The organism is Bacteroidales bacterium, assembly GCA_012517825.1.
Classification (GTDB): Bacteria; Bacteroidota; Bacteroidia; order Bacteroidales; family JAAYUG01; genus JAAYUG01.
Map to the genome: position 1 here is coordinate 1 of JAAYUG010000137.1, position 25,027 is coordinate 25,027.

Consider the following 25,027-nt stretch of genomic DNA (forward strand, 5'->3'; position numbering starts at 1 on the left):
CGTTTTGCACGGTTCCAGCATCTGTATCTTGCCGCCGGCAGAAAAATGCGGTTAGCTTTATCCGGAATTCTTAAGAATTTCAGGGAAGACGAATAACTGTTCTGCTGTTCTTTTTTGGGGCAGCCCGTTAGGTGGCCACTTAACGATTAAATCAACTTTGCCTGCCTGTATAGCTTCAGAAGTTTTTCCCTTTCCTTCTCCCAGCATAGGTCATGAGCGGCCTTTTCCAGATTGACTTTCCATTCGCGGCGCAATGCTTCATTGTACAACATTTGCTGAAAAAGCGAAGCCAGATGTTCCGGGGCCTGTGATTCTGTGGTTAGACCAATTCCATAAGTATCAACAATTTCTTTCATTGCCGGAAATGCAGATACCAATACCGGTATGCGTGCCTGAATGTAGTCGAAGAGTTTATTTGGCAGGGCGAAATAATAATTGTCGCCTATGCGCTCTTCAAGTGACACTCCCACATCAGCCTGCAGGGTTTGCCGGTATAACTCATCCGGCAATAGCCTTCCCGCAAACTGCACCTGCCGCGTAAGGCCTTCAGCCTGAACAAGACCTTCAATTTCACGGCGCTGGTAACCATCTCCGGCTATGACAAAGCGAACCTCCGGAAGAAAAGGAAGCGCCCTTATCACATTTTCAATGCCACGTCCGACATTAATGCTCCCCTGATAGATTATGGTGCGTACCTTGCTTTCTCTCTCAGCTGTAACGGATGGTCTGTACCATGGAACATTGCGGATTACTTCCATGTGGACGCCGTACTGCTGAAAATACAATTCAGCAACAGGTCTGCAAACAGTGGAGGAAAAACGGATCCGGGGGAGGAACATTCGCTCGATCAGCTTCCAGACATTTCGTACAAAAGGCCTGTCAACCAGTTCCGGCAGTCCGGTAAAATATTCATGGCTGTCGTAAAGCAACGGGATACGCTTGATCCGGCAGGCCAGATAACAAGCTGTAAGCGTATCAAGATCATTGGCTGTTACTGCATCGAAGCGGTGAAAAAGCAAATAAAAAAACAGTCGGATATTAAAAAATGCATAGAAAAGAAATCCTTCCTGGAAAATCGGATTCAGATGCACAACACGAAACGGAAGTTCTGCCTCCGGGATATTTTTATGCCAGCGGCCAATCAGTGTAATCCGGAGCCCATTTTCCGAAAGGGTATGCGCAATCCGGTGCAACCTCTGGTCAGTGGCCAGGTCATTTGTCACCGCAAGGGCAATGGATCTTTTCATAAGCTTCCTACCCGCTCTATATAACGTAAGCCAAAATACTATATTTATTCCACATTGCGCATCAACAAATGTGCAATGTACCCGGGCAGGCTGCTTTCACAGCGTTTCTGCGGGGTTGGCCCTGATACCTGCACCCAGGGCCAACCCACTGCGCATTGGTTCGTCAGCCGGCCTGATGTGCATTCCTGGTCTGTCATCAGTAATTCAACATCAGCAGAATGAAAAAGTAGTTGGTTAAGAAACTATCTTTGCAGGAAATCATAAGCATGATCAAATTTTCCGAGAATGTCTCTCTCCGAAATCTGAATACCTTCCGTATTGAGGCGCAGGCAAGATACTATTATTTCTGCACCGATCCGGAGCAGATACCTGAGGTGCTTGCAGAATGGCCTCAGAAGGAATCCCTGCTGATTATGGGAGGCGGAAGCAACCTTCTGTTTACCAAGAACTTTGAAGGCCTGGTTCTCCGGATAGGATTTACCGGAATACAGATGGTACATAAGAATAAGGAATATGTGATTGTTGAAGCGGCGGCGGGTGAAAACTGGGATGAATTTGTTGACTGGACAGTTGAAAGGAACTTTGGCGGACTGGAAAACCTTTCCCTGATTCCGGGAACTGTTGGTGCCAGTCCCGTACAGAACATCGGAGCATACGGAACTGAAGCCGGAAACAGCATCGAATCAGTTACTTACTACTCCATCGACGAGAAAACCATAAAAACCCTTCCATCGCAGGCCTGCGGTTTTGGATACCGTACGAGCATATTTAAAAATCAGATGGCCGGAAACTCCATCATTCTGTCGGTGAGATTCCGCCTCAGCCTCCATCCTGTTTTGAACACAGAGTACAAAGGCCTGAAGGAAGAAATGCGGCAGTATGCAGGGCCAGGAATACGTGCTGTCCGCCAGGCAGTTATTGCCATACGCCGCCGGAAGCTCCCCGATCCGGCTCAGGTGGGAAATGCAGGCAGTTTCTTCAAAAATCCTGTCGTTCCCGAAGAAGATTTTTCCGCCCTGGTAAAAGAAAATCCTGATATTCCTTTCTTTCCGGCAGGAAAAGGGTTTGTCAAATTACCTGCCGCCTGGCTGATAGAAAAATGTGGTTGGAAAGGATACAGAAAAGGAGATGCCGGGGTTCACCCTCATCAGCCGCTGGTTCTTGTAAATTACGGTGCAGCTGCCGGCAGGGAAATACTCGAACTGGCCAATGCAGTTCAGGCATCAGTATATCAACAATTCGGAATTAACCTTGAACCGGAAGTGCGCATTATATAATCGGCCAATGCGCTACTGGAGGAGAAAATGATAGGTAATGGTTCCTTTCTGGGTGGCAGGAGCGTCAGGTTTCCGGTTGAATTTTGCCTTCAGTGCAGCATTTCTGGCAGCCTGAAGCAGATTCTCATTCAGGGTGGTGGATCCCTTTACACCCGGTGTGGCTGAAATGACATTCCCTTCGCGGTCAACAAGAATCTCAACAACCACTGTTCCTTCCACCTGATATTTATACTCGGGAGTGGGAAGGGAAAGATAACTGCGCCCGCTGAGCGAAAACTGGATTCCTCCTGTTCCCGTACCACTGCCCTGCCCGTGGGTTGTGGCATCAGGGCTTCCCTCAGGAACCCCCTGATTCCCTTTATACAAACCTTCTCCTTCACTTGCGGATGGTTCCCCTGAAGTTTTCCTCCCTGTATATAAAGCCCGTGGATTCAGTTTAGGCTCTTCCTTCACAGGTTCTTTCACTTCCTGTTTTACCTGCGGCCTGGTTTCTGTTTTTTTCTGCACCGGCTTTTTGGTTTCCTGTTTCTTTTCAATGACCGGAGCTTCTTCAAAATCCTGGGTAAGAACCCCTTCTTTTTTTTCAGCCGGCTGTGTCTTTTCCTCCCGGGGCGGCGAAACATTCTGGAGAGGCTCCACGGTGCCGGTTCCCTGCAAATCGGTACCAAAATTAACCAGGATTCCCTGTTCTTCAGGTAAGGGAAGAGGCGTACGAAGCCCGAAAAACATAAGAAGTACGACAGCAATTGCGTGGGCAATCACGGTACCGATCAAACCTTTCTTATGTTCAAATATGTCGGTCATCGTTCTTCGGGCGCTGTGGCAAGTATTAGCCGGAAGCGGTTGCGCTGGGCAATATTCATTACGCGGACAACCTGTTCCATGGGTACACTGCGGTCAACATGCAACGAAACTGTTGGATCCTGAGTTCCTGACAGCTTGGCCTTGAGTAAAGGTTCCAATTGTTCAAAATCTACCCGGGTAGTTTCATAATAAAACTGAAGGTCACGGGTAATACTGACCGTGGTTACCGGTTTGGCCTGAACCTGGCTGTTGCTCTGGGGAAGAAGCAATTTGAGGGCATTGGGAGAGATCATGGTAGAGGAGATGAGAAAAAAGATAAGCAACAGAAACACCATATCCGACATGGATGCCATGCTGAATTCTATGCTTCGTTTATTGCGCGATTTAATGGCCATAGACGGGTTATTTCACAGGTTCATTCAACAGATCCATAAATTCAACGGAAGTAGCTTCCAGATTGTTTACCACCTTTTCGACATTAGCTACCAGTATATTATAGCCAAAGTAAGCAATAATTCCCACAGCAAGACCGGCGAGGGTTGTTACCATGGCCTCGTAGATACCACTTGAAAGCAAGGTAATATCAATATTGTTCCCGGCCATTGACATATCGTAGAATGCTCTGATCATTCCGCTGACGGTTCCCAGAAACCCGAGCATCGGAGAGCCACCGGCCACAATTGCCAGGGTGGGCAGACCTTTTTCCAGATTATAGACTTCGAGCTGGCCAACGTTTTCAATAGCCGTATTAACGTCACTCAGCGGACGGCCAATACGGAGCAGGCCTTTTTCTATCATCCGGGCAACGGGATTGGGCATTGACTGGCATAAAGCAACCGCGGCTTCAATTTTCCCGTCATGGATATAGTCTTTGATCCGGTTCATAAAATTCTGGTCCACTTTTGCCGCAGCCCTTATGGCAAAATATCTTTCCACAAAAATGTATATGCCAATCACCGAAAGGATAGCGATAGGAATCATTACCGGCCCACCTTTCAGCATAAGGTCCCAGTATGAAAGGCTTATCTCCTTGGCTCCGTGGGCATAAGCTGAATCAGCAGCAGCACGGGTGCTGATCTGCATAAGCAGGTTCATAATCATCATTTCAGGCATCATGTTCTGTTGGCTTTAATCAACTGTAACGGTTTTCTATTTAACTTATTGCACGTTGTCGGGCAAAGATACTTCTTCTTCCTTTTTTCCGCTCAATTTTCTCAGGTACCTTTTCAACAATTCGCCAAAAGAATTGAACTGTTCACTGTATGAAACACCAATACCTTGAGTATAGGGTGCATAATCGTACAATATTCTGTTGTTGGCCCGGTTGAATGCTTTCAGCTTCAGTGTTCCCGATTCATTCAGTTTGATATCGACCACGAAATCGCCCGCAATGTTCGAAGTATTGGTGGCATTATTGGCGACCATTTCGTTTCCGCCAACATCGAGGTTCCCGTTTATTGTAATCCGGTCGTTCAGCAATTGGGTTGACAATGCCACTTCGACCTGCTGGGTGGTTATCTCATCACCCGGGCGGTAGTTGATGCCAATGTCCACATCCCTGCTGAGCTGCGAAAGCCAGTTGCTAAGCTGGTTTGATAACAGTTCACTTCCGGTAACACCTACACTGGCCGAGCCAAGTCCGGTAGGAGTACTGATTCCCGTACCACTTGCTGAGCGTTCTGCACTGGGCATGAAACTGTTCAGAATCAAAAGCGAAAGGAATTGCTTGCTAAGCTCTTCCTGTGTATTGATAGCATTTTTCACCTTGTTCCTCAGTTCATCCTCGGCGGTCGGAAGGTAAATATCATACCGTATTGTCGGGTTCATCAGCTTGTCAGTGAGAAATATCTGGCACTCAATCGGAATTCTTCGTTTATATTGCTCGGTAGCGTCAACCAGCAATTCATACAGTGAGGTTTTGACGGGATATATAGCTTTAATATTGAGGTTGGCATCCTTGGGATCCCCGTTCCACGAAACCGTTCCCCCTCTTTCTACCCTGAATCGTTTGTTGATCACATTCTGAAGCGTGAAAAGGTAATCCCCCTCTTCAATAACATAGTCGCCATACATTCTGAATTTGCCGTTGGTACTTATTTCCATTTTTATATTTCCATTGCCCCGTCCTTTGATTACGTCACCAATTTTGGGATCAAAAATAATCTGGGCTTCGGCATCGGGTGTAATGGTAAGTTCAAAATTCAGTTCCATACCCTGCAAACCGGGAGTCAATGGTGGCTGAACATTCGTTTTTTCGGTTGTGCGTAAACTTTTTCCCTTAAAAACAATGAAAGGAATTTCAGTAATTTCCTGAGTTGTATTAAGAGGAATATTGAACTGGGTACCTTTTTCTGTTCTTGCAGTAATGTTCATCTTCAGGTTGGGAACTATCCCTGAAATGGTGATATTGCCTGTGGCCACAGCTCTTCCGTAAAACAGGGAGTTGTCCTTCGATGTCGTATTGAGGCAAAGTAAATTCCGGGCCGCAATTGAAATGTTCATGCTCCATTCTTTGAGCCTGTTTCCAAAGATGTAGCCATTTATTGAAGCTTTGTTCCCGTTTTCATCAAAGGCCGTGACGTTATTTAAAAGTATCCTGTTTTTTTCAATGGCAATCTTATCGGTAAACGAATACCGCGTTTGCAGGTAATCGACCATAAAGGAAGCTTTTTGAACGTCGAGGTCGCCATCCAGTTCCAGCGCCTTTGCAGTTCCTCCCAGGTGCAATCTGCCGGTAGCCAATCCGTTAAGATCAGAAAAGACCTTTGAAAGATACGGTTTAAGAATGTTGACCCGCATCTTGCTGAGAGATAAATCCACATCAATTTTCCCGGATTCGGGAACAAAATCTCCCTTTCCTTCCAGAGACAGAAGATTACCACGGTAAGAACGTATGAGCAGGTCAATCTTCTTTGACTGCTGATTCCACAGACTCTGCACCCTGGTATTTCCAAGGATTTCACCATTAATACCCAGGCTGTCAATTGTGAAATCACCGAGAAACCGTCCGTTATCGAAGAGTTTCTGCAGGGAAGCGTTCCCATTGATGAGGCCGGAAAACGAAAATCCTTTATCTGCAGTGAACAGATTAAGCCTTCGCGCCTGAAGGTCCTTCATATTCATTACCAACTGATTGCTGTCACTGCTGCTAACAGCACCTGAGGCAGCAATCTCTTCCTTACCGTTATGCATCCGCAGACCATCAACTTCAAAATAAGCCGAATCGAAAACCATGGTAAACGGTTCGATAACCCACTTTTCATCATCCACTTCGAAAGAAGAGGGAGAAATATCCGTTCGCACCAGAACCCTGCCGCCAGGTTTTCGTGTGAAACTGGCTGTACCGGATAATTGTCCCTTGTTCAGCCCTGCTGTTAGTGGATTCTGTAAATTGACATAAATGCTGTCGTTCCGCATCTCCAGCTTTCCCCGGACATCGGCAAAGGCCATCTTCTTATGAAAAGTAAACTGATCGGTGCGGAAAAGTATGGTAAAGGTATTATTGACAGGCTGCACGAGGAGGGAAAATTTGGAGAAGTCAAAATCCTTCCAGGCTATTTGCGATGAAGACCCCTGAAGATAAACAAGGTTTTCCAGGCTGTTCACTTTGCCTTCCACCGAGGTGTTTTCCGCCATTTGCAAAGAAGGGGCGAAGAAGGACAGCACTTCTCCGGGATTACTTATATTAATACGGAAGGAAAAATTATTCCTGCCGTTTGCCTTGTTCATCCCCTGAGAACTGACGGAAGGCAGAAATGCCCCGGCTATATGGGTCAGGGATGAGCCAAGAGCACCAAAATCATATACCCCTTCAAGGCTGGCATCAAGAACATCGGAATGCAGGGTAAGGTTTCCCTTGTCGCCCTGCCGGGTAGCACTGAGGATCATATTATAGAGCATGAGCGACTGCCCGGGCCGCGCAAATCGCGCATTCAGCAGCTTTATGTCCCCGTTAAGGCTGCTGACGTTATTGCCCACAAAATTCGCCGTAAGAATGCACGAAACCGTAAGAGCCGTATCTTTATTCACAAGGTGCAGGGGAAAAAGATTCGCCCGTGCAATGTTGGCGGTAAAATCAAACTCCGGAGTTTCTTTCGAAAAATCAAGCCGGCCCAGAAAATCCATTGACAGATTCGGGTCGTTGATATAGATGCTACCATCGTAAGTATTGCGCGTAAAAGTTCCTTCGAGACGAATATTGGTGTACGAATAATTTTTAAACTCCAGCAAAGGTACGGTACCATTTAACCGCGCCTGCAAATGATTATCCTTCTCCTCTCCGTCCACCTCGGCCCGGAATGAAATCATTCCCAGATTCCTTTTCCCCGGATCCTGAAGTTCTCCGAGCAGAAAATTTCCGGTTTCAATATTCCCCCTGAAAGTTAAATGATTTTTGCCCTGATGGGTAATGATAAGATCATTGCGAAGGGTTCCAAGCCGGGTAGAAAGTGTTCCGTAGGTAACAAAATCATCAAAAAACCCGGTGAATTTGCCCTGATACTGTATTTTACCCAGTCGGTGGAGCGTTTCGGGCAGACTGATTTTCTTGCGGATCCAGGGCAACTGGAGACTCTCTGCATCTCCCGGAGAAGTAGTAAAACGATTTACCTTCACATTAATATAGGTGTGCCTGATGTCCGGAAGGCCTGTCATATCAACATTTCCGGCAAAAACAGTCTCCCGGTTGTAACCTATGAACAGGTTTCTTATCCGCACATCACTCAACAGGCCCGATATAGTCCCTGAACACCGCACGGCATGGGGAATATTGCTTAACGAAGGCGCAAAATATCCCAGGTCCTGCATGTGAAGATTTCCCTTGTCAATTTTGATGCGCATAAAAACCTTCTGACCAAAAACACCTTTTCTGAACTGGGAAAGTGAATCAAAATCGAAAAATATATAGGGAGCTTCGATTTGCGAGAGAGGAGTATTGAGAAGTACATCCTTGAAATGCAAGAAATGTTTGCTGATACTTAAAAGACTTTCCATCCGTTCAAGACAGAACCCGCTTTTCTCAATGCCCGAAAATTCCCGTAAAAGAAAACTGACACTGTCGCCCTTGTTTTGCAATCCAACAATGAGGAGATTCAATGAATCCATTTCCAAATCAGAAAAATCGATGCCTTTTTTTTCAACATTCTCCTCATTCCAGATGGATAATCTGAATTTTGCATCCGAAAACCGGATGGTGTGAAACGAAAGCTGGAGTTTTTTACCTGAAGTATCTCCTCTACTCTTCAATGCATCAATAATAAACTGAAGATTCAACGTCTTTGTGGAATCAGAGGCCAGACGGATATATGGGTTGTCAGCCTGTAATCTGGTGAAACTGATACGTTTATTCCAGAGGTTAATTCCTCCCAGTTTTGCCGTAAAGGCAGGAGCATACAGCAGTGTATCGTGACCCTGATCCTGAATGCAAAGATTGTAGATTATAATTTTGTTGGGAAACGCTATGGAAACACGGTCGAGGGTAATCGGAGCTCCGAGTGACCCGGACAGCCTGTGGGAGATGTTTTTGACCACGAAGGTCTGAATATTTTCAGACTGTAAAAGCAAAAAGGCGGCCAGGGGAATGGAAATAATTCCCAGAAAAAACCAAAGAAATATTTTGAAAAACTTTTTGATAATTTGGCCGTTTGTAAGGTAAACGCAAAGAAATAAAAAATAGTTTATTTTAACCATCGTGAATGTAAGCATTTTAGGCATAGAATCCTCCTGCGATGAAACCGCAGCTGCCGTGGTTCAGGATGGCTACCTTCTTTCATCGGTTATTGCCACGCAGGAAGTGCATCGCAGTTATGGCGGAGTAGTACCCGAACTGGCTTCCCGTGCGCATCAGCAGAATATAGTTCCTGTTGTAGACAAAGCTCTTAAAGATGCAGGGTTGAAGCCGGAAGATATTGACGGGCTGGCATTTACCCGCGGCCCGGGTCTGATGGGAGCACTTCTCGTCGGAACCTCCTTTGCCAAGGGGTTGTCTCTTGCCCTCGGGAAACCGCTGATTGAAGTAAACCACCTGCAGGCTCACATACTGGTTCACTTCATTAAGGAACACAACAAAACCCTTCATCAGCCCGATTTTCCTTTTCTGTGCCTTCTTGTATCAGGGGGGCATACCCAGCTGGTGAAGGTCAACAGCCACCTTTCGATGGAAGTGCTGGGACGCACCCTGGATGATGCTGCCGGTGAAGCTTTTGACAAATGCGCCAAGCTCATGCGCCTGCCCTATCCGGGCGGACCCGTTATTGACCGGCTGGCAAAGGAAGGAAACCCGACGTCATTTTCCTTCAGTAAACCAAGAATACCTGGCCTTGATTTCAGTTTCAGCGGATTGAAAACTTCGTTTCTCTATTTCCTTCAGGAAAAGGTGAAAGAAGATCCTTCCTTCATTGAGAAGCATCTTCCCGACTTATGTGCAAGTCTTCAGTACACCATTGTAGATATCCTGGCTGAAAAGGTGGTAGCCGCCGGCCGGCAGTCGGGCATTCACCAGATTGCACTGGCGGGAGGAGTGGCCGCTAACAGCGGACTTCAGAAAAGAATGCAGGCCCTTGCTTCACAATATGGATGGGAACTGTTTATTCCTCCGGCCCGTTTTACCACCGACAATGCGGCTATGATTGCCATTACGGGCTATTACAAATTCAGGGAAAAAATGTTTTCCGGCCACGATATCGTTCCCCTGACAAGGTCTGAATGAACTTCCCGGTGAGGTGCAGGCGACAAAAAAACATACGGAACGCGTCAAAATTATCGTTGTTTCATCTTCGGTTTTTGTCAATTAAAATATTTTTGTATTTTTAGTGAGTTAATCCTGCCCGAATGGAAGACCTTCACATTGAGGGAACCAAACGTACCCCGGAAATCAGAATGAAAGCCACGGGAGAAATTACCATTGAAGGCCGTTCCGTAATGGAAGATGCTCCGCGCTTTTACGACGCTCTGTTTATGTGGGTATTCGAATACTGCAAAAATCCCGCTGATCAAACGGTCATAAACATTAAACTTGAATATTCCAACAGCGACTCGGCAGTTGCCATACTTCACCTGTTGAAGGAACTCACCCAGCTCAAGAACCAGAACAAAAGCCTCATCGTCAACTGGTATTACGAACAGGGTGACGACGATGTTCTTGAGCGCGGGCAATATTATGCCTCCATTCTTGGAATACCGTTTCAGTTTATCGAAGTGGAATAAGCACCCTGCAGAACGGATAGGTTTTATCCCCGTCTGGTCCTCCCTGCAAAAACCGCTTTTCCTGTTTTTAGCCTGCACCGGTCAGATAAAACTCCCGTTCCGCTCACGGTAAAAAAAATGCTCCAATTTGCTATTTCGTATAATAGATTTAAATTAGGCCCGGAATATTAAACCTAACTCCTATGAAAAAAATCCTGTTAACCACACTGGCCGTGGCTTTCACAGCCGGTTATGTACTGGGAGGTGGCATCGTTACCAACACCAACCAGAGTGCATCCTGGGTGCGTACCCTTTCACGGAATGCATCCACGGGAATCGATGCAGTATATTTTAACCCTGCCGGACTCGGAAAGCTGAACAACGGACTGCATTTTTCCCTGAATAACCAGACCATTTTGCAAAACAAGGATGTGACGACCACATTCAACTATTTGAGCACCAATCCCTTCAAATACGAAGGAAAGGTTTCGGCTCCTGTGTTCCCCGGCGTTTATGCCGTGTACAAAATGGACAAACTGGCTTTCTCCTTCGGCTTTAACCCGGTAGGCGGAGGTGGCGGTGCCAAATACGACAATGGCCTTCCTTCCTTTGAAGTACCGCTCTCAACCGTGGTTCCTATTCTCCAGGGCAGTCTGGCACCTCTTGATCAGGCTATTGCTGCAGCTACCGGAACTGACCCCCATTTCAGAAATGTAACCGGATACCAGTTCTCCACCAATTTTGAAGGAACCTCAGTATACTTCGGATACCAGTTTAACGCCACCTACCAGGTAACTGATATGCTTGGTGTGGCTGTAGGTGCCCGTTATGTAACAGCAAAAAATACATACAAAGGGTTCCTGAAAGATTACAAGATCGAGGCTCCTGCCAACTACGGCGGATGGCAGACTCCGGGAACCTACCTCAGAACCGTTGCCAGTACTCCCGGCCTTGATGCAACAACCAAGGCAACTCTGCAGGGAACCGCAGCCGTACTTGATGTTCAGACCGGCGACAAGGAAGTTGATGCCGAACAAACAGGAACCGGCTTCACTCCTCTTCTGGGCCTGCACTTCTCACCCATGGAAAAACTGAACATTGCCCTTAAATATGAATTCAAAACTGCTATGAAAGTAAAAACTTCCATCAACGACAATAAAGATGGAGGCGGTTTGTTCAAAAAAGACTCAACCATTAACAGCGATATGCCGGCTATGCTTGCGGCAGGTCTTGATTACAATGTTCTGCCCTCATTAAAGCTTTCTGTGTCATACAATTACTACTTCGACAAGAATGCCGACTACGGAAAATCACTCGAAGGCCAGCCTGTTACCAACGATAAAGTTATCGACAAAAACTTTTACGAAATTGCCTTCGGAGCTGAATACAGTATTACAGAAAAATTCCTTGTAAGTGCCGGATTCCTGCATGCTCAGACAGGCGTAAAAGAAAATTACCAGAGCGATCAGAGCTTCAGCCTGACGTCCAATACAATTGGCGGCGGCCTTCTTTTTAAGCTCAATGAAAAGATCGGAATCAACCTCGGATATGCTTACACCATGTATGATAAAGGTTCCAAAGATTACACCGTTCCCATAGGGGCCAACAACGTGCCTGCCAAAGATGAATACTTCAAGAAAACTGTGATTTTCTCCGCAGGTGTTGATATCAGCCTGTAAGCAAAAAATTCCGGCTATCCTGAAAACGCCTCAATTGCCCGCTGAGGCGTTTTCTTTTTTCAGGAAAAACAAAATTCTGCCATTTTGCTTTTTTACAGGATATTTCCGGTAATTTTGCCTCCAGATAGGTCTGAACCATACGAAATGAATAAGCAGGAAAACACTTACCCTCAAAAAAGGCAATTCCGTATTCCTTTCGGAGATCTTCAAATGACCATTGAAGAAACGGCCAGGGTAATGGGATATGAACCAAAGGACCTGGTTCCGCCAATTGATACTCTCCTTCAGGAAGCTCTAAAACAAGCCGGGTCGCTTATACAAATCGAAGGCGGCCTTCTTCTGTACGATGTTATTATGGACGAAACCACAAAGTCGTTGCTGATCAATGGCAACCAGCTCCGGGTCAAAGCTAAGATATTCCGCGAACTGAAAGGGTCGGAAAAAATAGCTGTCTTCCTGTGTACGGCAGGGAATAAAATCGGTGAAATATCAAAGGAGCACATGCAGAACGGAAATCTGCTGGAAGGATATATTTATGACACAATTGGTTCCGCGGCAGTTGAAAAGGCAATGGATATGATTCAGGAATCGTTCCGTAAAGAAATGAAAGCAATGGGCTACGAAATCACCAACCGCTACAGCCCAGGTTATTGCGGGTGGGAAACTGCCGGGCAGTTCGACCTTTTCCGCCTCTTCCCGTCCGGATTCTGCCACGTCACACTGAATGACTCTGCCCTGATGAATCCGATCAAGACGGTCAGCGGAGTAATCGGTATTGGCAAAAACGTTGTTTACAACGATTATAACTGCGATTTGTGTGAACTTGTCACCTGCATCTACCGCAAAACAAAAGATATCAGATAAACCATGCGAAACAGCAGACTTATCATACTCCTCATTTTTTTACTGTTCCTCGCCCTGACTGTTTATAACCTTTTGCGCAACAGGTACAGTACACTCGGGCCGGAAATGCAGAATCTTGCTCTGCCTGATCCGGCGAGAATCTCGGAAATCATTCTGCAGGGCCCTCTCTCCAGGCCTGAAAACTCTGTTGCATTGCACCTGGTGAAAAGAGATAATGAATGGTTTGTAAACGATTCAATACCTGCAAAACCAGGACTTGTCGTATCCTTTCTTCAGGCAGCAGCATCCATTTCCATTAAGGCTCCCCTGCCAGGCACAAAGGCCCGTGCAGTAAAAAAGAGGATGGAAAGCGAAGGGACACAGGCCATCTTCCTGGCAGGGAAAAGCCCTGTCAGGCATTACTTTGTGGTTTCCGATACCGAAGGTTCCTACATCCTTCAGAAAGGACATGGCAAACCTGTATCATTTGTAATCCCTGGTTTCCCGGGAAACCCTGCCGGAATTTTTACTGCACAAACTGATTTCTGGGAAGACGTAGCCCTGCATCCGTTATCTGCGGGAGATTTAAAGGAAGTAAGGCTGCAATATGCTGACAAACCAAACCTTTCGTTTTCCTTAAATAAAACAGGCCCTTCTGCCTGGTCTCTCACTGATTTTCAGGGTATGGTCAGAAAGATACCGGATAAATCGCTAACTTTAAAGGATTTTCTGATTTCTCTCCGAAGGATCGCCGGAACCATACCAAACGATTCATCCATGACAAAAGCAATTGAATTGTCACTGAATCAGGAACCTTTTGCTGTCCTCACAACGGTTTGTACTCCGGATTCCGTAACAGTGGCATTTTACAGGTACCTGAGCGGAACCCCCGGTTCGGTCAGGCCGGATCCCTACCTCTGCATCGCCAGAAGCAGCCGCGACCGTTACATATTACTGGTTAAATACACTGATCTCGACAACCTCCTAATGGAACCTTCTGATTTTCTGGAATAATAAGGTTACGTCCATAACCTTTGACAATACCAACAAAACCTGGCAGATGTTTCGAATTTTTTTTCTTATTGATTTGCCGTTCCCTATTTTTTTGTAATATTGACTCCCCGTCTCAGGGGGGATACTGACAGAATTGTAATTTGATTTTGAACAGATTAACATAAACGCTTATGAAATTTATTGTTTCAAGTAACCAGTTGCATAACCATCTTCAGGCTATCAGCCGGGTTATTGCGTCAAAGAACACGTTGGCCATACTGGATGATTTCCTTTTTACCCTGAAAGACAATCATTTACAAATTACCGCTTCCGATCTTGAATCAACAGCCATAACAGGGTTGCAGCTTGAAAATGCTGCCGAAAGCGGAAGCATAGCCATTCCCGCCAAGATTTTGCTCGATACACTGAAAGAATTTCCCGAACAGCCACTGAACTTTGACATCAATCCTTCTACCCTGACAGTGGAAATCCGTTCAGCCAACGGTAAATTTTCCATTGCCGGTCAGGATAGCGCCGATTTTCCCGTTTTGCCATCCCTGAAGCCTGAACAGAAGCAGGCCATTACCCTTCCTGCCGAAGCCCTGTTTTCGGGTATTTCCAAAACACTTTTTGCCGTGGGCGATGATGAACTGAGGCCCATTATGAACGGTATTTTTGTTGAAATTGAACCCGAAGCCGTTACTTTCGTATCCAGTGATTCGCACAAACTGGTCCGCTACAGAAGAACCGACATCAGGCCGGGAATAACCGGTTCGTTCGTTTTGCCCAAAAAGCCGGCCGGTCTTTTGAAAAACATACTCCCAAAAACTGATCAACCCACTGTACTGGAATTCGATGAAAAGAATGCCTTTGTTACATTGTCTGATTACCAGCTTATTTCGAGGCTTATCGAAGGCACCTACCCGAATTACCATGCTGTTATTCCCCCCAATAATCCGAACAAACTGTTTATTGACCGACTGGAACTTTATAACAGCCTTCGCCGGGTTTCTGTGTTTTCAAACCAGGCAAGCAATCTCATCAAACTTCAGCTCACCGGCAATCAGTTGACCGTGTCTGCTCAGGATCTCGATTTCTCTGTTTCGGCTTATGAAACACTTCCCTGCAGTTTTGAAGGAGACGATATGGAAATCGGTTTCAAGGCATCCTTCCTGATTGAAATCCTTTCAAACCTCACCTCGCAGGATGTAGTATTTGAACTGGGCGATCCTTCGCGCGCCTGCCTTGTACTGCCGGCCACACACGATTCGGAAAATGAGGATATCCTTATGCTGATCATGCCGATGATGCTTGGTTAAATCAGGTGAGCCAATTCCTGCCGGTATGGCCCGGAATCTCATTCTTAGGACTTGTGCTAAAATTCTGCATATCAGCCGGTTGGTACCATCTGCCAGCCGGCTGATCAATTTTGTCAGGAGCTGATGTATCCAACGAATTGAAAAGTACTTTGAAAACAGCCGGATTCATTGATCAAACCTTTTATGTCTGAAAATTATCCCGATTTGTCCTGAAATCTTTTTCGCCCCTCCCGATTTTACTACCTTTACAAACGGATGAAAAAAACCTGTTATGAAGCTAAATCTTAAAAACCCTCTTGTTTTCATTGACCTTGAAACCACCGGCGTAAACATTTCCCGCGACCGGATAGTGGAAGTATCGATCCTCAAAGTTTATCCCGATGGCAGGGAAGAAAGCAAAACATGGAGGGTGAATCCCCAGATGCCCATTGACCCTAAAGCGACGGCCGTGCACGGTATCACCAACGAAGATGTTAAAGATGCTCCAACGTTCAAAGAAATTGCAAAAACTCTTGCCAATATTCTCGAAGGCTGTGATCTTGCCGGTTTCAATCTGAACAAATTTGATATTCCCCTGCTGGTGGAAGAATTCCTGCGTGCCGATGTGGAATTTGACCCCAGAAAAAGAAGAATCATTGACGTGCATGTTATTTTTCAGAAGATGGAACAACGAACGCTCTCGGCAGCTTACAGGTTTTACTGCAACAAGGAGCTGGAAAACGCCCATTCGGCCGAGGCCGATGTACGGGCTACCTATGAAGTTCTTATGGCCCAGCTCGACCGCTACCAGGGGGCTGTTTATCAGGATCCTTACGGAGAAACAAGCATTCCGGTTGTCAACGATACCGAACAACTCGCCCGTTTTTCTTCCCACACAACCAATGCCGATTACGCAGGACGCATCATTTACGATGAAAAGGGAGTGGAACGATTCAACTTCGGAAAATACAAGGGAATGAGTGTGGAGGAAGTGCTGGAAAAAGATCCTGCTTATTACGGATGGATGATGAACGGAGATTTTCCTTCCTATACAAAGAAAATTCTTACTGCCATCAAACTGAGGAAAATGAAAAAGTAATACCGTAATGAAAATCATCTGTATAGGCCGCAACTATGCGGAACATGCAAAGGAACTGAACAATCCCGTCCCTTCAGAACCTGTGTTTTTTCTCAAACCTGATACTTCACTGCTCGTCAACAACAAGCCTTTTTTCTACCCTCCCTTTTCAAATGAAATCCACTACGAAACAGAAATAGTATTGCGCATTTGCCGCGTCGGCAGGTTTATAGCGCCCCGGTTCGCACATCGATATTATAAGGAAATAGGTATCGGAATTGATTTTACTGCCCGCGATCTCCAGCAGAAAGCCAAAGAAAAAGGCCTTCCGTGGGAAATGGCAAAGGCCTTCGAAGGATCAGCCCCGGTGAGTTCCTTTATTCCTCTTGCCAATATCCCTGATCCAAAAAGAATTTCGTTCCGTCTCGAAATCAATGGAAAAACCGTTCAGCAGGGCAATACCTCTGACATGTTGTTCGGTTTTGATGAACTGATTGCCTACGTATCCAGGTTTTTTACCCTTAAGACCGGCGATCTCCTTTTTACCGGCACCCCTCCCGGAGTCGGTCCTGTTCAGAAAGAAGACCGTCTGCAGGCCTTTCTGGAAGACAAACTGATGCTGAACTTCAGGATCATTTAACAACATATCGTTTTAAAAAATAAAATCATAAAAATGTAATAACTTTGTAAGCACAAATGTACTTTATATGGACGTCGCTGTCATAAAAATTGGTAATTCGAAAGGGATAAGATTGAGTAAGACAATCCTGGAAAAATATGATATCAAGGATGTTTTAGAAGTTATCCTCGAAAAAGATCATATTGTTCTTAAACCTAAGGCAAAACCAAGGAAAGGATGGGATAAAGCCTTTAAAAAAATGCATGACAATGGCGATGATAAATTAATTGTGCCGGATGTTTTTCATGACGAAGATCACGAAGAATGGAAATAAAGCAATATCAGATAGTATTGGTCAATCTGGATCCAACCATCGGAAGTGAGATTAAGAAAACCCGGCCATGCGTAGTCATTTCACCGGATGAAATCAATAACAACCTGAACACTATTGTAATTGCACCGATGACTACCAAGTCAAAGAATTACCCCACTCGCATCAAGATCAAACACAACAAGAAAGAAGGATGGATAGCAATTGATCAAATCAGGACCATTGACAAGGTTCGTGTCGTAAAATCATTTGAGAAACTTTCAGGTAAAGAGATTATCAGGATAAAAGAGATTATTAAAGAAACATTTGTTGATTAATCCCAATCCCTTATTCTTAGGGCAGAGTATTTTTGAAATCCTGATAGCGCGACTGGAATAATTCTCCGCTTTTGCCTCCCAGGCTTTGCCACACTTTATTAATAGCGTCCACCCTGTTGCCCGGATCAGGATGGGTACTCAAAAATGCCGGCGGACGAGGGGCATTACCCATTTTTATGAAGAAATCCCCAAGGGCCGGTGCATGATAATCGGTAGCGTATAAATACTTTACTGCATATTCATCCGCCTCGTATTCATGCTGCCGGCTGAAGGCAAGAGTAGACAAACCACTGGCCAGACCTGCTACCAGTTGTTCCAGCTGGGTTGGGTTGTTGCCCAGAAGAATACCCAGCAGAATCTGAATACCATACACCTTGGTCAGCTGATCGGTGGAATGCCGCCGGTCGGCATGTGCCATCTCATGCGCCATTACACCGGCTAACTGGGCTTCGTTGTCAAGAAATTTAATGATCCCTGTATAAAAATACATATACCCGCCCGGACAGGCAAAAGCATTCAGCACCGAATCGTTTTTAATAATGTACACTTCCCAGGCAAACCGGTCTTTGTATTTCAGCTTTCCTGAAGCAAGAATGTTGTCCCGAATACGCTCAATATGCTGATAGGCCGCAGAATACTGTGTCCTGTCGAGCAAGGGATATTCATCAGGCTTCGAGGCAATTTCCTGTTTCATCTGCTGTCCCAGTTCAATATCCTGATCAACAGTAAACAGATTGATGCTTTTATCATCCTTTGAACAGGAAAACAGTAAAACCAGAGCAAAAGGCATCACCAGAGCCTTCCTTACCATTCTGCCAACAGAGGTTTTCATGGTATAATTTTTTAAGCATAAGTAAGACAAGTAAGAATCACTGCAGCAGGGCAAGAGCTTCCTTCATCCGGCGCATTGCCTCCGAAATCTTCTCATCGGATGTTGCGTAGGAAATCCGTATGCAGGTATCTTCTCCGAATGCACTCCCAGGCACCGTGGCAATATGTCCCTGATCAAGGAGAAAAAGAGACATATCGTCTGAATTTTTAATTACAAATCCGTTGTATTGTTTTCCGTAGAAGGCACTTACATCAGGGAAAATATAAAACGCACCATCCGGGACAGCAAGCCGGATGCCCGGAATTTGGTTTGCCAGTGCAACAATCAGCTTCTTTCGCCTTTCAAATGCCTGGCGCATATTTTCCACCACCTGCGGATCACCGTCGAGGGCAGCAATGGAAGCACGCTGTGCAATGGATGAGGCGCCGGTAGTAAATTGTCCCTGCAGATTTATGCATGCTTTAACGATCCAGGGGGCTGCCGCCATGTAACCAATGCGCCAGCCTGTCATGGCATAGGCTTTTGAAACACCGTTGACCGTAATGACCCTTTCTTTGAGGCCTTCAAACTGCGCCATGCTGACATGCCGGCCAACAAAATTGATGTGTTCATAGATCTCATCAGCAATAACAAACACCCGGGGATGCCTGCGCAAAACATCAGCAAGAGTTGACATTTCCTGATAGCTATAAACACTACCCGTAGGATTGGACGGGGAACAAAGAATCAATGCCTTTGTACGCGGGGTGATAGCATTTTCGAGCATTTCAGCACTCATCTTGAAGTTGTCTTCCAGACGCGTTTTCACAATGACATTGGTTCCCTCGGCAAGAGTTACCAGATCGGCATAGGAAACCCAATAGGGAGCAGGAATGATGACCTCGTCGCCCCTGTCGACAAGGCTCATTATGGTATTGGCAATAGCATGCTTGGCCCCGTTTGAAACCACAATTTCATCAGGCTTGTACTCCAGGTTGTTCTCGCGTTTCAATTTGCGCACAATGGCCTGCCTCAGTTCCAGGTAACCGGCAACAGGGGTATAGAAGGAATAGTTTTCATCAATAGCCTTTTTGGCAGCTTCCTTCACATGATCCGGTGTATTGAAATCGGGTTCCCCCACACTCAGATTGATGATATCAATTCCCTGAGCCTGCAGATCCTTTGTTTTCTGATTCATGGCCACGGTGGCCGACGGCTTAAGCCTGCGAAGACGTTCCGAAAGAAGTTCCATGGTGCCTGTTTTAAGATTCAACCGCTAAAAATAAGAAAAAAGTCCTGCTTCTGAAATCAATTTCCTCTATCAAATATCGTTTCAAAAAATGTAAGTTTGTACAATCAAACCTTACCCACTATGGCAAATGATATTCTGGAAATTCTTAAATACATTCTTCCCTCCCTGGTGGTTTTTGCCATGGCGCTCACCGTTATTCTGCTCTTCTTCCGGAATGAGGAAAAAAGAAGAAAGGCAGAAGTTTCGCTGAAAAATTACAAATTCATTACTCCTCTCCGACTGCAGGCTTACGAGCGCATTGTTCTTCTCCTGGAGCGCATTTCTCCCGAATCGCTGATAATGAGGGTTAACCGACCCGGTATGACAGCCCGGCAATTGCAGAGCGAACTGATCGCCAACATACGGGCAGAATTTGAACACAACCTTTCCCAGCAGATTTATATCAGCCCCGAAGCCTGGGAACTGGTAAAATCGGCACGAAGCAACCTGATTAAACTCATTAATTCGGCGGCCGACAACATTGAGCCGGACGGACCCTCCTTCAACCTGAGCAAAGCCATCCTGGAGGCTGTCATGAGCATGGATAAACAGCCCACCACCATTGCCATTGACTACATTAAAAGAGAAACAGAAAAACTGTTCTGATCCATCCGGTTCTGAAAACCAACCTGAGCAGCTGATTTTAAAGAATTACTGAATCAACTCAACCGACCGTTTGATAAACCGGCTGAGATCTTCTCCTTTCAGCATGCCATTGGCCAGAAGTGCAAGGTCGATAAGCTGTTTTACAAGAGGATATTCTTTGCCGAATTCCCGGAGCTTTTCGTTGCGCCGGTTCTTTAGTTCCTCTGTTTTTTTCTCCAGTTCTTCCTTTCTGTCTTTATCGGCTACGGGAATCTCCTCATCTTTTTTGCCGGCCATCGACTTCCGGAGGTTTTCCAGTTCCTGTTCCAGCGGTTTCAGTTCCTTATCAATTGCTGAAAGAACTTCAGCCAGCCGGGATGACTTTTCCTGAGCAACCCGAAGCACCAAAGGATGATTGGCATTGACAACCAGGCTGTAACTGTCGGGCATATTTCCGTAGAACGACATTCCTCCGCCCAGTGCGGCCATATCTTTCATGCGCCGCATAAACTCATTCTGGGTAATAAGAACCGGCTGATCGTTTTCCGAAAGGCTTTCAAAAACAACCAGGTAATTGTCTTTTTCGGGCAGGTTGCTTTTGAAAACAGGAACCAGATCATCCTGTTCTGCCTTGCTCAGTTTAGCCTCCCTGGCTTCTTCCTTCTGAATGAGCTTATCAATCACATCGGCGTCCACACGCACAAAACGCGATTTCTCAAGCTTCTGCTCCAGATGATTTACGAAGTGCACATCCAGCTGACCATCCATTACCAGCACATCATACCCTCTTGACCTGGCCGAATCAATAAAACTATACTGCTCATCCACATTCGTGGCATACAAATAAACAAGATTGCCGTATTTGTCGGTCTGCTGGTCCTTTATCAGGGTCTTGTATTCCTCGAGGGTAAAATATTTGTTGTCAGTATTCTTGAGCAAGGCGAATTTTTCGGCCCGTTCACTGAATTTCTCTTCGGTAATCATGCCATAGTAAATGAAGAGCTTCAGGTCATCCCATTTCTTTTCGAAGGTAGCCCTGTCGTTCTGGAAAATTTCCTGCAAACGGTCGGCTACCTTTTTTGTAATATGGGCGGAGATTTTCTTAACATTGCTGTCGCTCTGCAGATAACTGCGCGAAACATTCAGCGGAATATCAGGAGAATCAAGAACTCCATGAAGCAATGTCAAAAAGTCAGGCACAATTCCTTCAACTGAATCGGTTACAAATACCTGCCGGCAGTATAACTGGATCTTGTTTTTCTGGATGTCAATATTGCTCTTGATCTTTGGAAAATAAAGAATGCCGGTAAGATTGAACGGATAATCCACATTCAGGTGAATCCAGAACAAAGGTTCTTCTGCCAGAGGATAGAGATCGCGGTAAAATTCCTTATAATCTTCCTCTTTCAGTTCAGAAGGTTTGCGTGTCCAGGCAGGTTTTGTATTGTTGATAATCCTGTCTTTGTCGGTTTCAACTTCCTTCCCGTCTTTCCATTCCTTTTCCTTTCCGAACGCGATTTCAACCGGCAGAAAACGACAATATTTTTTCAGTATGCCCATGATCCTGTCTTCTTCCAGAAACTCCTTTGAATCGGAGTCAATGTGAAGAATCACATCGGTGCCTCTGCCTTCACGCTCTGTTTCCTCCATGGTATATTCCGGACTTCCGTCACAGGTCCAGTGAACCGCTTTGGCATCTTCCTTATAAGATTTTGTTATGATTTCCACTTTCTCCGACACCATGAAGGCAGAATAGAAACCCAGTCCGAAATGGCCGATGATGGGGTTGGCCTGGGCCTTGTATTTTTCAAGAAATTCTTCGGCGCTCGACAAAGCGATCTGATTGATATACCGGTCGAGCTCTTCAGCTGTCATACCAACGCCGGAATCGGAAACAGTGAGAGTCTTCTTCTTTTTATCCAGTTTCACCCGGATGGTGGTATCTCCTGTTTCGCCCTTGAATTCACCTACCGAAGCAAGGGTTTTCAGCTTCTGGGTAGCATCCACTGCATTGGAAATCAGCTCGCGGAGAAAAATTTCATGATCGGAATAGAGAAACTTCTTGATAATGGGAAAAATGTTCTCGGTTGATACACCAATAGTACCTTTCTGCATAATCAAAATTATTTTATTTACCGGCTGTTCATTTTACAAACATTATGCCATGAAGCCTACTCTGTCAAAGCGTCACACAGAGCCTCAGTCATTAAGAACATTCACATCAGGAACATACACCCAGATCCCTTTGTCGAAGCGATATGCATCAAAGGAAAAATCAGGTCCGTAAAATTTGTAGTTTCCTTCAAATTCAGGCTTCACAGGCGATAAATGATCATAAACAATCATCTGAAGGCGTTCGTTCCATTTCAGCCCCATTACGGCCTGTGCATTGTATTCAAAAATCACTCTGTTGGTCAGTTTTCCTTTTTCATCCTGAAAGACCGGCTTTCCAAATACCGGTTTGTTGTCTTCATCAAACCAGAGGACATCAATTATCTTCTTATTCGACAGCAGGTTATTGTAATCCAATGCCAGCAGGGTATAGATTTCTTCTCCCCGGTAACGATTGTAAAGGATCTTATAAATCAAACAACCGTACCAGTGTTCCGGCGTATACACCTTTCTTTCGGCGTCCTTCTCCAGATCCTCCGAGTCCTTGAGAAAATAGGTCTTCCTTCCCTCCCTCCCCGGTTTGTTTACCTGTAAAAAGCCAAAGTACTGATGCCGGAGGTCTGATAAAACCATGTTCCATGTAAATATACGCACCACACCATCAGAAGAAACAACCTTTCCGCAGTAACGGAGAGAATCGAACTTTATTCCAAACGATTCGGGCCGACTGAGTATCTCTCCAAACTTCATTACAATCGTATCATTGATCTGCCGTTTGGTTTGGTCGTCAGGTGCTTTCTGCATGCGCCCGAAAAGAAGGTTCAGTTCCTTTTCTTCCGCTGACATGGTATAGCTCTGACCCTCAAGGGAGACAGAAGGCATAAATGATACCAGACCCAGCAGAAAGAAGACAAAAAGAATCTTATTCATATGAATATATCTATATACATCCATTTGTGTCGAATTTATTCCTTATCTTTACAGCAAAAATAGCACCAAAAAAATGACTGGAATCAAAGCATGGCTTAAACGCACGTTTACTCTCCGATTCATTGCAGGTATTGGACTGGGTGCCGTAGCAGGGTATCTGTACTATCATTTTATCGGTTGCCGTACGGGTACCTGTCCTTTAAAATCCAACCCGTATCTTATGACTCTTTACGGGATGCTGTTTGGAGGAATTTTGTTTTATAAAAAGAAAAAAGAGTAAAGGGTAAGCAAGAATTTCGTTTTCTGCATCCCTGTATTTCCTTAACGGATCGGCACACGCAGTCCAGCCAACACCTGAGCAAAAAAACAGACCAACAGAGACATCTAGAGGCATCAGGAAAATTCATTCAGCACTTCCAGAATAATCTGGCAGGCATTTTCGATTTCTTCTTCGGTGATTATCAGTGGCGGAGCCAGGCGCAGTGCCGTATCGCAGAACAAGAACCAATCGAGAAGAAGTCCTCTCTCAAGCGCGCGGGCAATAACTTTATGAACAAGGGACGCAGAACCGAGTTCAACAGCCATCAGCAGCCCGGCACTCCGTACTTCTTTGATCAGGGGGTGGATAAGCAGTATCCTGAAGAGCTGTTCCTTTTCTAAAACTGTGGCTATAATTTTTGAAGCAAGCAGTTCATTGAGGTGAGCATAAGCTGCTGCACAGGATACCGGATGTCCTCCGAAGGTAGTAATGTGGCCCAGAGCGGGAGAATGAGAAATAACACACATGATTTCGGATGAAGTTATGAAAGCGCCCAGGGGCATTCCTCCTCCGAGTGCCTTGGCAAGCAGGAGGATATCGGGAATGATCCGGAGTTTCTCAAAGGCAAACAAAGTGCCGGTTCGCCCGAAACCTGTCTGTATTTCATCAAAAATCAACAGGGAACCTGTTTCATTGCATCGCTGGCGTAATGCTTTTACCCATTCCGGATCTGCCGGCCGCACTCCGGCTTCCCCCATAACCGGCTCAATGATTACTGCCGCCGTTTTTGAAGAAATGGCCTGAAGTCCTTGTACATCGTTCAGTTCAATATGCCTGAAGCCGGGAACCAGCGGGCGGTATGCTCTTTTCAGTTCCTCATTGCCGGTGGCGCTTAGGGCTCCGTGCGTACTGCCGTGGTAGGCATTTTTCATGGCAACAACTTCATGGCGGCCTGTATAGCGCCTGGCAAGCTTGAGGGCACCTTCAACAGCTTCAGCACCTGAATTTACAAAGTAGATGGTATCCAGTTGTACAGGAAGGTTCGCGGCAAGCAGGCCTGCCAGATCAACCTGAGGAGCCTGTATCAGCTCACCATACACCAGCAGATGCAGATGACGTCCGGCCTGTTCCTGTATAGCCCTTACAATGGCAGGATGCGAATGACCCAGGTTACTGACAGAAATACCGGAGATAAGATCCATATAGCGTTTCCCATCCGTCCCGTAAAGGTACATCCCGCCGGCATGGTCAATCTCAAGAGCCAGCGGAGAATCTGAAGTCTGCGCAATGTGACGGAAAAATATGCTTCGTGCTGATTCCATAATCTGATCCCGATAAGCAATAAATTCTGTCATTAGAAATCCTCTCCAG

General features: G+C 45.7%; 23 protein-coding genes. 13 read left to right on the forward strand and 10 right to left on the reverse strand.

Features of this window, described 5'->3' with window-relative positions; translation table 11 throughout:
• Nucleotides 1-146: 146 nt before the first annotated feature.
• Nucleotides 147-1,247 (reverse strand): glycosyltransferase family 4 protein, encoded by a 1,101-nt coding sequence (locus GX419_09365; GenBank protein ID NLI24900.1) that lies wholly within the window; start codon nucleotides 1,245-1,247, stop codon nucleotides 147-149.
• A gap of 266 nt (nucleotides 1,248-1,513) precedes the next feature.
• Here GX419_09365 and murB point away from each other — a divergent pair, with 266 nt between their 5' ends.
• A complete protein-coding gene (murB, locus tag GX419_09370; GenBank protein NLI24901.1) occupies nucleotides 1,514-2,524 on the forward strand; it encodes a UDP-N-acetylmuramate dehydrogenase in 1,011 nt (336 codons plus the stop codon).
• Between the two features lie 12 nt (nucleotides 2,525-2,536).
• Here murB and GX419_09375 read toward each other — a convergent pair whose 3' ends face one another.
• From GX419_09375 to GX419_09390, 4 genes are read right to left on the reverse strand one after another with little or no spacing between them, the layout of a single operon-like run.
• Nucleotides 2,537-3,328, reverse strand: a complete 792-nt coding sequence (locus GX419_09375; protein NLI24902.1) for a TonB family protein — start codon at nucleotides 3,326-3,328, stop codon at nucleotides 2,537-2,539.
• Nucleotides 3,325-3,723 carry a biopolymer transporter ExbD gene (locus GX419_09380; protein ID NLI24903.1) on the reverse strand — a complete coding sequence of 133 codons (399 nt, stop codon included), beginning with the start codon at nucleotides 3,721-3,723 and terminating at the stop codon, nucleotides 3,325-3,327. The genes GX419_09375 and GX419_09380 overlap by 4 nt, the downstream gene beginning before the upstream one ends.
• Before the next feature lie 7 nt (nucleotides 3,724-3,730).
• A complete protein-coding gene (locus GX419_09385; GenBank protein ID NLI24904.1) occupies nucleotides 3,731-4,432 on the reverse strand; it encodes a MotA/TolQ/ExbB proton channel family protein in 702 nt (233 codons plus the stop codon).
• Nucleotides 4,433-4,486: 54 nt separating this feature from the next.
• Complete coding sequence (locus GX419_09390) at nucleotides 4,487-8,857, reverse strand: translocation/assembly module TamB (GenBank protein NLI24905.1); 4,371 nt, start codon at nucleotides 8,855-8,857, stop codon at nucleotides 4,487-4,489.
• Between the two features lie 160 nt (nucleotides 8,858-9,017).
• Between GX419_09390 and tsaD the strand changes: the two genes are divergently transcribed.
• From tsaD to GX419_09440, 10 genes are all read left to right on the forward strand, one after another.
• Nucleotides 9,018-10,034: a tRNA (adenosine(37)-N6)-threonylcarbamoyltransferase complex transferase subunit TsaD gene (tsaD, locus tag GX419_09395; protein ID NLI24906.1), complete on the forward strand. Its 1,017-nt coding sequence runs from the start codon at nucleotides 9,018-9,020 to the stop codon at nucleotides 10,032-10,034.
• Nucleotides 10,035-10,156: 122 nt separating this feature from the next.
• Nucleotides 10,157-10,531 carry a DUF1987 domain-containing protein gene (locus GX419_09400; protein ID NLI24907.1) on the forward strand — a complete coding sequence of 125 codons (375 nt, stop codon included), beginning with the start codon at nucleotides 10,157-10,159 and terminating at the stop codon, nucleotides 10,529-10,531.
• 182 nt (nucleotides 10,532-10,713) lie between these two features.
• Nucleotides 10,714-12,189, forward strand: a complete 1,476-nt coding sequence (locus GX419_09405) for an outer membrane beta-barrel protein (protein ID NLI24908.1) — start codon at nucleotides 10,714-10,716, stop codon at nucleotides 12,187-12,189.
• A 144-nt stretch (nucleotides 12,190-12,333) separates the two neighbouring features.
• The gene (locus GX419_09410) at nucleotides 12,334-13,053 is read left to right on the forward strand and encodes a hypothetical protein (protein ID NLI24909.1); all 720 of its coding nucleotides are present in this window, start codon (nucleotides 12,334-12,336) and stop codon (nucleotides 13,051-13,053) included.
• A gap of 3 nt (nucleotides 13,054-13,056) precedes the next feature.
• On the forward strand, nucleotides 13,057-14,046 hold the full coding sequence (locus GX419_09415; GenBank protein ID NLI24910.1) for a hypothetical protein: 990 nt from the start codon (nucleotides 13,057-13,059) through the stop codon (nucleotides 14,044-14,046).
• Between the two features lie 170 nt (nucleotides 14,047-14,216).
• The gene (dnaN, locus tag GX419_09420) at nucleotides 14,217-15,344 is read left to right on the forward strand and encodes a DNA polymerase III subunit beta (GenBank protein ID NLI24911.1); all 1,128 of its coding nucleotides are present in this window, start codon (nucleotides 14,217-14,219) and stop codon (nucleotides 15,342-15,344) included.
• Nucleotides 15,345-15,615: 271 nt separating this feature from the next.
• Nucleotides 15,616-16,422 carry a 3'-5' exonuclease gene (locus GX419_09425; protein ID NLI24912.1) on the forward strand — a complete coding sequence of 269 codons (807 nt, stop codon included), beginning with the start codon at nucleotides 15,616-15,618 and terminating at the stop codon, nucleotides 16,420-16,422.
• A 7-nt stretch (nucleotides 16,423-16,429) separates the two neighbouring features.
• Nucleotides 16,430-17,041 carry a fumarylacetoacetate hydrolase family protein gene (locus GX419_09430; protein NLI24913.1) on the forward strand — a complete coding sequence of 204 codons (612 nt, stop codon included), beginning with the start codon at nucleotides 16,430-16,432 and terminating at the stop codon, nucleotides 17,039-17,041.
• A gap of 67 nt (nucleotides 17,042-17,108) precedes the next feature.
• Nucleotides 17,109-17,354 carry an AbrB/MazE/SpoVT family DNA-binding domain-containing protein gene (locus tag GX419_09435; protein ID NLI24914.1) on the forward strand — a complete coding sequence of 82 codons (246 nt, stop codon included), beginning with the start codon at nucleotides 17,109-17,111 and terminating at the stop codon, nucleotides 17,352-17,354.
• Nucleotides 17,345-17,668: a type II toxin-antitoxin system PemK/MazF family toxin gene (locus tag GX419_09440; GenBank protein ID NLI24915.1), complete on the forward strand. Its 324-nt coding sequence runs from the start codon at nucleotides 17,345-17,347 to the stop codon at nucleotides 17,666-17,668. The genes GX419_09435 and GX419_09440 overlap by 10 nt, the downstream gene beginning before the upstream one ends.
• Nucleotides 17,669-17,684: 16 nt before the next feature.
• Here GX419_09440 and GX419_09445 read toward each other — a convergent pair whose 3' ends face one another.
• Nucleotides 17,685-18,500 carry a M48 family metalloprotease gene (locus GX419_09445; protein ID NLI24916.1) on the reverse strand — a complete coding sequence of 272 codons (816 nt, stop codon included), beginning with the start codon at nucleotides 18,498-18,500 and terminating at the stop codon, nucleotides 17,685-17,687.
• Nucleotides 18,501-18,537: 37 nt separating this feature from the next.
• Nucleotides 18,538-19,731 (reverse strand): pyridoxal phosphate-dependent aminotransferase, encoded by a 1,194-nt coding sequence (locus tag GX419_09450; protein NLI24917.1) that lies wholly within the window; start codon nucleotides 19,729-19,731, stop codon nucleotides 18,538-18,540.
• Between the two features lie 120 nt (nucleotides 19,732-19,851).
• On the opposite strand from GX419_09450, the gene GX419_09455 reads away from it, so the two are divergent.
• Entirely contained in the window at nucleotides 19,852-20,376 is a 525-nt protein-coding gene (locus GX419_09455) for a hypothetical protein (GenBank protein NLI24918.1), read from the forward strand.
• A 45-nt stretch (nucleotides 20,377-20,421) separates the two neighbouring features.
• On the opposite strand, the gene htpG is transcribed toward GX419_09455, so the two are convergent.
• Nucleotides 20,422-22,470, reverse strand: coding sequence for a molecular chaperone HtpG (gene htpG, locus GX419_09460; protein ID NLI24919.1), 2,049 nt, complete (start codon nucleotides 22,468-22,470; stop codon nucleotides 20,422-20,424).
• An 84-nt stretch (nucleotides 22,471-22,554) separates the two neighbouring features.
• The gene (locus GX419_09465; protein ID NLI24920.1) at nucleotides 22,555-23,397 is read right to left on the reverse strand and encodes a hypothetical protein; all 843 of its coding nucleotides are present in this window, start codon (nucleotides 23,395-23,397) and stop codon (nucleotides 22,555-22,557) included.
• A gap of 73 nt (nucleotides 23,398-23,470) precedes the next feature.
• Between GX419_09465 and GX419_09470 the strand changes: the two genes are divergently transcribed.
• Entirely contained in the window at nucleotides 23,471-23,677 is a 207-nt protein-coding gene (locus GX419_09470; protein ID NLI24921.1) for a hypothetical protein, read from the forward strand.
• A gap of 113 nt (nucleotides 23,678-23,790) precedes the next feature.
• On the opposite strand, the gene GX419_09475 is transcribed toward GX419_09470, so the two are convergent.
• Nucleotides 23,791-24,978 (reverse strand): aspartate aminotransferase family protein, encoded by a 1,188-nt coding sequence (locus GX419_09475; GenBank protein ID NLI24922.1) that lies wholly within the window; start codon nucleotides 24,976-24,978, stop codon nucleotides 23,791-23,793.
• Nucleotides 24,979-25,027 lie beyond the last annotated feature (49 nt).

What these genes read in the sequence shown, in the direction of transcription:
- GX419_09365 (NLI24900.1), bottom strand. Translation starts at nt 1,247, where the DNA reads ATGAAAAGATCCATTGCCCTTGCGGTGACAAATGACCTGGCCACTGAC.
- GX419_09425 (NLI24912.1), top strand. Translation starts at nt 15,616, where the DNA reads ATGAAGCTAAATCTTAAAAACCCTCTTGTTTTCATTGACCTTGAAACC.
- GX419_09450 (NLI24917.1), bottom strand. Translation starts at nt 19,731, where the DNA reads ATGGAACTTCTTTCGGAACGTCTTCGCAGGCTTAAGCCGTCGGCCACC.
- GX419_09465 (NLI24920.1), bottom strand. Translation starts at nt 23,397, where the DNA reads ATGAATAAGATTCTTTTTGTCTTCTTTCTGCTGGGTCTGGTATCATTT.
- murB (NLI24901.1), top strand. Translation starts at nt 1,514, where the DNA reads ATGATCAAATTTTCCGAGAATGTCTCTCTCCGAAATCTGAATACCTTC.
- GX419_09475 (NLI24922.1), bottom strand. Translation starts at nt 24,978, where the DNA reads ATGGAATCAGCACGAAGCATATTTTTCCGTCACATTGCGCAGACTTCA.
- GX419_09405 (NLI24908.1), top strand. Translation starts at nt 10,714, where the DNA reads ATGAAAAAAATCCTGTTAACCACACTGGCCGTGGCTTTCACAGCCGGT.
- GX419_09435 (NLI24914.1), top strand. Translation starts at nt 17,109, where the DNA reads ATGGACGTCGCTGTCATAAAAATTGGTAATTCGAAAGGGATAAGATTG.
- GX419_09410 (NLI24909.1), top strand. Translation starts at nt 12,334, where the DNA reads ATGAATAAGCAGGAAAACACTTACCCTCAAAAAAGGCAATTCCGTATT.
- dnaN (NLI24911.1), top strand. Translation starts at nt 14,217, where the DNA reads ATGAAATTTATTGTTTCAAGTAACCAGTTGCATAACCATCTTCAGGCT.
- GX419_09375 (NLI24902.1), bottom strand. Translation starts at nt 3,328, where the DNA reads ATGACCGACATATTTGAACATAAGAAAGGTTTGATCGGTACCGTGATT.
- GX419_09380 (NLI24903.1), bottom strand. Translation starts at nt 3,723, where the DNA reads ATGGCCATTAAATCGCGCAATAAACGAAGCATAGAATTCAGCATGGCA.
- GX419_09430 (NLI24913.1), top strand. Translation starts at nt 16,430, where the DNA reads ATGAAAATCATCTGTATAGGCCGCAACTATGCGGAACATGCAAAGGAA.
- GX419_09455 (NLI24918.1), top strand. Translation starts at nt 19,852, where the DNA reads ATGGCAAATGATATTCTGGAAATTCTTAAATACATTCTTCCCTCCCTG.
- GX419_09385 (NLI24904.1), bottom strand. Translation starts at nt 4,432, where the DNA reads ATGATGATTATGAACCTGCTTATGCAGATCAGCACCCGTGCTGCTGCT.
- htpG (NLI24919.1), bottom strand. Translation starts at nt 22,470, where the DNA reads ATGCAGAAAGGTACTATTGGTGTATCAACCGAGAACATTTTTCCCATT.
- GX419_09445 (NLI24916.1), bottom strand. Translation starts at nt 18,500, where the DNA reads ATGAAAACCTCTGTTGGCAGAATGGTAAGGAAGGCTCTGGTGATGCCT.
- GX419_09415 (NLI24910.1), top strand. Translation starts at nt 13,057, where the DNA reads ATGCGAAACAGCAGACTTATCATACTCCTCATTTTTTTACTGTTCCTC.
- GX419_09400 (NLI24907.1), top strand. Translation starts at nt 10,157, where the DNA reads ATGGAAGACCTTCACATTGAGGGAACCAAACGTACCCCGGAAATCAGA.
- GX419_09440 (NLI24915.1), top strand. Translation starts at nt 17,345, where the DNA reads ATGGAAATAAAGCAATATCAGATAGTATTGGTCAATCTGGATCCAACC.
- GX419_09470 (NLI24921.1), top strand. Translation starts at nt 23,471, where the DNA reads ATGACTGGAATCAAAGCATGGCTTAAACGCACGTTTACTCTCCGATTC.